7 protein-coding genes and 1 riboswitch are annotated in these 4,600 nt (G+C 67.9%); of the genes, 6 read left to right on the forward strand and 1 reads right to left on the reverse strand.

Annotated features, from left to right (window positions below; genetic code table 11):
- Positions 1-290: transposase (locus ACFV9M_RS41740; protein ID WP_385079723.1), on the reverse strand; the 290-nt coding region annotated here is incomplete at its 3' end.
- Positions 291-399: 109 nt separating this feature from the next.
- Here ACFV9M_RS41740 and ACFV9M_RS41745 point away from each other — a divergent pair.
- The 6 genes from ACFV9M_RS41745 to ACFV9M_RS41770 all read left to right on the forward strand — a co-directional run bounded on the left by ACFV9M_RS41745 (position 400) and on the right by ACFV9M_RS41770 (position 4,598).
- Entirely contained in the window at positions 400-1,224 is an 825-nt protein-coding gene (locus ACFV9M_RS41745; RefSeq protein ID WP_385079720.1) for an ATP-binding protein, read from the forward strand.
- A gap of 106 nt (positions 1,225-1,330) precedes the next feature.
- A complete protein-coding gene (locus ACFV9M_RS41750) occupies positions 1,331-1,507 on the forward strand; it encodes a hypothetical protein (RefSeq protein WP_385079718.1) in 177 nt (58 codons plus the stop codon).
- Positions 1,504-2,220 carry a class I SAM-dependent DNA methyltransferase gene (locus ACFV9M_RS41755; RefSeq protein ID WP_385079715.1) on the forward strand — a complete coding sequence of 239 codons (717 nt, stop codon included), beginning with the start codon at positions 1,504-1,506 and terminating at the stop codon, positions 2,218-2,220. The genes ACFV9M_RS41750 and ACFV9M_RS41755 overlap by 4 nt, the downstream gene beginning before the upstream one ends.
- A gap of 145 nt (positions 2,221-2,365) precedes the next feature.
- Positions 2,366-2,452, forward strand: a riboswitch (ZMP/ZTP riboswitch).
- Between the two features lie 21 nt (positions 2,453-2,473).
- Positions 2,474-3,364 (forward strand): bifunctional 5,10-methylenetetrahydrofolate dehydrogenase/5,10-methenyltetrahydrofolate cyclohydrolase, encoded by an 891-nt coding sequence (locus ACFV9M_RS41760; protein WP_385079712.1) that lies wholly within the window; start codon positions 2,474-2,476, stop codon positions 3,362-3,364.
- A gap of 69 nt (positions 3,365-3,433) precedes the next feature.
- Positions 3,434-3,634, forward strand: coding sequence for a GNAT family N-acetyltransferase (locus ACFV9M_RS41765; RefSeq protein WP_385079709.1), 201 nt, complete (start codon positions 3,434-3,436; stop codon positions 3,632-3,634).
- Positions 3,635-3,824: 190 nt separating this feature from the next.
- Positions 3,825-4,598, forward strand: a complete 774-nt coding sequence (locus ACFV9M_RS41770) for an IS5 family transposase (protein ID WP_385079706.1) — start codon at positions 3,825-3,827, stop codon at positions 4,596-4,598.
- Positions 4,599-4,600: the final 2 nt, after the last annotated feature.

The following is a 4,600-nucleotide window of genomic DNA, read 5'->3' on the forward strand; positions in this document are numbered from 1 at the left end:
GTCAGTATCAGGTTCAGGGCCCTTGCGGACCAGCCCACCAGCATGCCGGTGTATCCGCTGTCCGCCCACACGCGCCTGAGCCGGTGATGCCGCCTGGTGGCCTGGGCCAGGAGGTCCTGGGCGGCGTCCCGGTCCCCCGTCGAGGCGGGGGTGACCATGACCGCGAGGATCAGGCCGAGGGTGTCCACCACAATGTGCCGCTTGCGCCCTTTGATTTTCTTCCCGCCGTCATAGCCGCTGGTCGCGGCCCCGACCGTGGACGTGCCTTTCGCGGACTGCGAGTCGATCACCCCTGATTCGGGCTGCGGACCGCTTCGGGCACAGCCTCCAGAAGGACGGCACCTCGGTCATCTGGGCCGAAGTCGATCTCGACGAATCGAAAGACGACCGAGGTGAGCTGTGACCCCTTTACGCCCCCGCGCCGACATCCCCGAGCAGGTCGCGCCTCTCCCGCCCGCGTGCAGCATCGTCGGCAGCGTCTCCGCCGGGGCCCGCGTCGTGCTCTACACCTGCACCATCGACTCCGCGATCGCGACCAGGACGCTGGCCGTGCTGCACGCCTTCGCCTCGGCGCAGGGCTGGACGGTCGTGCACGAGGCGTACGACCTGGCAACGCTCGGAAGTCCCCGCCACCGTCGTACCGGCTGGCGGGCCGTTGAGCAGGCCCTGGTCCGCAGCGAGGCCACGGGGTTCGTCGCCCCGTCCGAGCAGGAGATCGCCTGCCACCCCGCGGACCGTGCCGCGCTGCGCGGCTGGATCATCGACCAGTCGGCGTTCGCTGTGTACCCCCGGCCCGCGGCGCCCTCCGCCGGCCCCGCCTCGGTGTGGTCCCGGTCGTTCGCCCTGGCCCCGGTCAGCGTGCGACGGCTGCTCGGAGCGGCCCGCACCCGGCTGGCCTTGACGCAGTGGTCCGGGGACATCGACTCCGCGGCTGAGGTGCTCGCGCGACTCGCGTTCAACGCCGTCGTGCACGCGCAGCCCGCCGACGGGACAGCGGCCCAGATGCACGTCCACCTCGCCTTCACCGACGGGGGAGGCTTGATCATCGACGTTGAGGACCCTTCTCCCGCCTTCCCCGACGCGCAGGCGGCTCTGCGCGGAGAAAAGGGCCGCGGCCTGCGCGAGGCACGCCAACTTGGCGCGCGTCTTGAGTGGTTCCTCGCCGAAGACGGACGCCGCAAGACGGTCCGGGCCACCCTGCAGCCAGGGCAGGTGAGCACATGACCCGCCTGCCGGGCGGCTGGCGCCAGTGGTGCCCGCAGATCCTGACCGCCATAGCGGTCGCCGCCTTCATCATCCCCATCCTCACCACCTACGGAAGCTGAGACCCATGGCCGAGGCCCCTGAACAGCTGGAGGCCGCACTGAACGCGCTTCCGACCTTCCCCGACCAGCCCTCCGCCGTGAACCTCGTCGGTGTGCCGCTGGGGGAGGTCGTCGACCGCCGCTTCGACCGGGGCCGGCTGCACCGCATCCGCGTCATCGGCGAGCCGGATGGCACACCGTGACCACCACCGCCCAGCGGCTCACGGCCGATGACTGGGACACCTGGCACGCATCCGGCTGGCCTACTGTCGTCACCGGCAAGGAAGCCGAGACCTTCCACCGGGCAGTCCAGCCGCACCCCGGCATGAACGCCGTCGACCTCGCCTGCGGCAGCGGCCAGTGGACGCGGCAACTCGCGGCCTGGGGCGTGCGCGTGACCGGATACGACTTCTCCGCCACGGCCCTACGCCAGGCGAACGCGGCTGGGCTACGGGACGGACTGTCGTACGCGCTCTGGGACATCAACGCCGATCCGATCCCACCCATCCTCAAGCCCAGCAGCCTCGACCTGGTGACCTGCCGCCACGCCCTGCCCTTCCTGGAATTCGCGCGAGTGCTGACCGATGTGGGGCGCTGGCTCAGGCCGTCCGGGGTCTTCTACGCCCTGGTCCGCGTCGCCGACGACGAGAACAACGACAACACGGACATCAACAGCAAGGCCAGGGCACGGAGCGAAAGCTCCCTGAAGCCGTTCCACCGCGGACTCAGCGAAGCCCGGATCGCCGGCCTCGGTATCGGCTGGGCGCGCTGTACGACCTACCGGCTCAGCGCTCGCAACTGGGCGATCGTGCTGCGCAGCTACGGCGACACCGCCTTCGCCTCACCGGATGCCGCAGGGGAGAACCGACTCCCCGCGACGGCGGCCGCGCTCTGCTCTCCCGAGGAACCGCGATGACCGATCACGCCGTGGTCCCCCGTTGGGACCATCCCGTACGGGAGGCAGTGCTTCCCGGCTCCCCGCAGGGGCTGCAGAGACTCATTGAGGAGGTGTTTTTCAACTTCCCGTTCATGATCAGTGGAAGCGCCATCCACTAGAGTGGTGCCTGGGCCGTGACTGGCGCTGAGGTGGAGCACCACCGGGGAGCGGTCTGACGAATCGGTCGATGCCGTGCGCCTGGGCGAGTGGTCAGCGACGCCTGGAGGCGACCATGTCCCAGACACAGACAGCCCTGCTTATGGACGGTGTTGGCGTTGCCCGACGCATCGTCGAGGAGACAGCAGGCAAGGCGGCAGAGCTTGCGCGGCGTGTCGGCGTGACGCCGTGCCTGGCAACGGTGCTGGTGGGTGAAGATCCGGCTTCGGTGACGTACGTACGGATGAAGCGGGCGCGTTGCGCGAAGGCGGGCATCGAGTCCCGGCTTGTCAGCCTGCCGGCCACCACTACAACGGCTGAGCTGGTGGAGACGCTCCAGTCTCTCTCACGGGACGCGGGGGTGCACGGCATCTTGCTTCAGCACCCCGTAGGCCCCCACATCGATGAGCGGGCAGCGTTCGAGGCCATCGCGCCGGAGAAAGACGTCGACGGGGTCACGATGAGCTCCTTCGGGGCGATGAGTTTCGGGCTGCCTGGTTTCGCATCGTGCACCCCGGGCGGGATCATGCGGCTCCTGGACGAGTACGACGTCGATCTCGCAGGTCAGCATGCCGTTGTCGTGGGTCGAAGCGCGATCCTCGGCAAGCCCGTCGGAATGCTCCTGCTCGCCCGGGATGCCACGGTCACCTACTGCCACTCCCGTACGACTGATCTGGCCGCGATCGTGCGGGAAGCAGATGTTGTTGTGGCGGCCGTGGGACGGCCTCGGCTTATTCGAGGCGAAGACGTCAAGCCGGGGGCCGTCGTGATCGATGCCGGATACAACCCCGGCAACGTCGGCGACGTCGACTTCGACACCGCCCGCACTCGCGCCCGCTTGATCACGCCAGTCCCTGGTGGGGTCGGGCCCATGACCATCGCAGTCCTGCTGGCTCAGACGGTCGACGCGGCATCCATCCAGCTCGGGCTGGCCAGCCCTGAGCAGGTGTTTTCTTCTTCGAGCTGACGAGGCCGAACTGTTCCCGGCGGTCCGGATGCCGGAGTCTGCCGGTGGCCGCGCGGATAGGCTGTTCGGGTGATCGAGACTGAACGGCTTTTCCTGCGCCCTCTTCGGGTTGAGGATGTCGACGCGTTCGTTGCACTCCATGCCGATGAGCGGGTGAACCGGTTCGTCGGCGCCTACTCACACCAGCAGGCGGTGGACCGGCTGGCCTCAGTCGAGCAGCAGTGGGCCGAACGGGGGCATGGGCTGTGTGCCGTCGAGCTGAGTAGGTGACGCTGTCGGGGATCTTGGTGCCGTCCTGCCTGGCGGAGTGATGTGGCGCTGAATCGTGCTGCCAGATCACGTCTGGGCTGTCACTCTGAGAGTGCGGGATGTGGCGTTCTGTCGGTCTTGTCGTCGCTCGATGGTGTGACGTTGGGGCATCGTCGCCGGTCAGGCGTTCGGGGTTCGCTTGGGTTATGGCATGGACATGCGCAAGCCGTACCCGAGCGATCTCACCGACGAGCAGTGGGAACTTGTCGAACCCGTGATCACGGCATGGAAGGCCCGGCATCCGTCGGTCAGCGGGCATCAGGGCAAGTACGCGATGCGGGAGATCGTGAACGCGATCCTCTACCAGAACCGCACGGGTTGTCAGTGGGAGTTCCTGCCCCATGACATGCCCCCGCCCGGAGCGGTGAAGTACTACTTCTACCTCTGGCGCGATGAGGGCACCGACCAGGACATTCACGACCTGCTGCGCTGGCAGCTGCGGGAGAAGCGGAAACGATTAGCCGACCCGAGCCTGGTGGTCCTGGACACACAGAGCATCCACGCCTCCGTCGGAGTCCCGGCCACGACGACGGGCCGGGATGCCGCGAAGAAGGTGCCGGGCAGGAAGAGATGCCTGGCCGTGGACGTGCTGGGCCTCGTCATCGACTGCGTCGTCCTGCCCGCCTCCGCGCACGAGAACACTGCCGGCATCGCCCTGCTGGACGGAGTCGCCGGGCAGTGCGACACGGTGACGAAGGCCCTGGTCGACCAGGGCTTCAAGAAGAAGGTCGTCGAGCACGGCAGACACGTGGGCATCGACGTCGAGATCGTCGAACGCAACCCGGACGACAAGGGCTTCGTTCCGCAGGCCAAGCGGTGGATCGTCGAGCAGGTGCGCCGTGAGGCGCTTGTTGATCGAGTGGAGGTGAGAGACCTGCACCAACCTGCTGTCGCAGCAGTGGGGTTGAAGCTGAGGGCAGCCTGATC

The sequence above is a fragment of the Streptomyces sp. NPDC059895 genome (assembly GCF_042731035.1).
In the GTDB taxonomy this organism is placed as follows: domain Bacteria; phylum Actinomycetota; class Actinomycetes; order Streptomycetales; family Streptomycetaceae; genus Streptomyces.